The 1,392-nt window shown below is 68.0% G+C and carries 1 protein-coding gene; it reads left to right on the top strand.

Annotated features, from left to right (window positions below; genetic code table 11):
• Nucleotides 1-233 precede the first annotated feature (233 nt).
• Nucleotides 234-1,130, top strand: a complete 897-nt coding sequence (locus ACDELDRAFT_RS22480; protein ID WP_005801204.1) for a dienelactone hydrolase family protein — start codon at nucleotides 234-236, stop codon at nucleotides 1,128-1,130.
• Nucleotides 1,131-1,392: the final 262 nt, after the last annotated feature.

Genomic DNA, 1,392 nt, shown 5'->3' with positions numbered 1-1,392 from the left:
TGGCCGTTCTTGCTGGTGGTGCTGGTGGGCGCCGCAGCCGCCGCGGCGGTGCGCTGGTGGGCCTGAGTGGCAAGGCCCTTTGAGGATAGCTGTGGGCAAGGCCGGCAACGCCCGGCGGGGGAGCAAGGCCTTGGGCCTCGGTATGGAGACCCTCGCTGCGACAAGTGGAGGAACACGCCCTAGACTGCAGCCTTGCCTTTTCTTCAACACCTTCGCATTCCAGGAGATGTGCCATGCTGCATGATGACGCCCGATCCGATGTCAACGCCTTGCTCCCCGGTCGTTCCACCGAGGTGGGCGCCACCCGGCGCACCGCTCTGCAGGCCGCCGTCGGTCTAGGCTATGCGGCAGCGGCAGCACCCCTGATGGCCCAGACGGCCATTGCCACTTCCGCCGAGGGGCTGGACGCGGGTGACGTGAGCTTCACCGTGGGCGGCTTCAAGGTGCCCGCCTACCGCGCCGCGCCCGCCGGCAAGACCGGCCTGCCGGTGGTGCTGGTGATCCAGGAAATCTTCGGCGTGCACGAGTACATCGCCGACACCTGCCGCCGCTTCGCCAAGGCCGGGTACCTGGCCATTGCGCCGCAGCTCTATGCGCGCCAGGGCGATGCCGCGGGTTACACCGAGATCGGCCGCCTCATGACCGAGGTGGTGTCCAAGGTGCCTGACGCCCAGGTGATGGCCGATCTGGACGGCGCGCTGCAGTGGGCTGGGGCCAACGGTGGCGATCTGGCGCGGGCGGGCATTACCGGTTTCTGCTGGGGCGGGCGCATTGTGTGGCTCTATGCCGCGCATGGGCCGGTGAAGGCCGGCGTTGCTTGGTATGGCCGGCTGGTGGGCCAGGCCAGCGAGCTCACGCCCAAGCACCCCGTGGACGTGGCGCCCATCCTCAAGGCGCCGGTGCTGGGCCTGTATGGCGAAAAAGATTCGGGCATCCCCCTTGACACGATTGATAAGATGAAAATGGCCCTGGCAGGCGGCACCGCCGCCGCCAAGGCTTCGCAGTTCGTGGTGTACCCCGACGCGCCGCACGCCTTCCATGCCGATTACCGCGCCAGCTACCGCAAGGTGGCGGCCGAAGACGGCTGGAACCGGGCGCTGGCCTGGTTCAAGGCCCACGGCGTGGTCTGATACAGCCTCCGCGCGCACAGCCGCCCCGGCGCAGCAGGGGCGGCTTCTTTTTTGCAGGCCGCGGGCCGTGAATTTTGGTCAAAACGTGCCCTGGTGCACATATATCAAGCGCATACAGCTATGACTTTGGTAGCAATCATCCTCGCCACCCTGTCCGCAGGCATTGGCAGCGTCTGGCTGGCGGCGCTCTTGATGGGGGCCGGGCTGCGGGGCGAGGACGGCAGCGTGGGGCCGCAGCGGCTGCTCAGCCTGGCCGCCGGCG

The sequence above is a fragment of the Acidovorax delafieldii 2AN genome, assembly GCF_000175235.1.
GTDB lineage: Bacteria > Pseudomonadota > Gammaproteobacteria > Burkholderiales > Burkholderiaceae_C > Acidovorax > Acidovorax delafieldii_B.
Note: the sequence above shows the minus strand (reverse complement) of the source record. Positions and strands in the feature narration are given on the sequence as shown.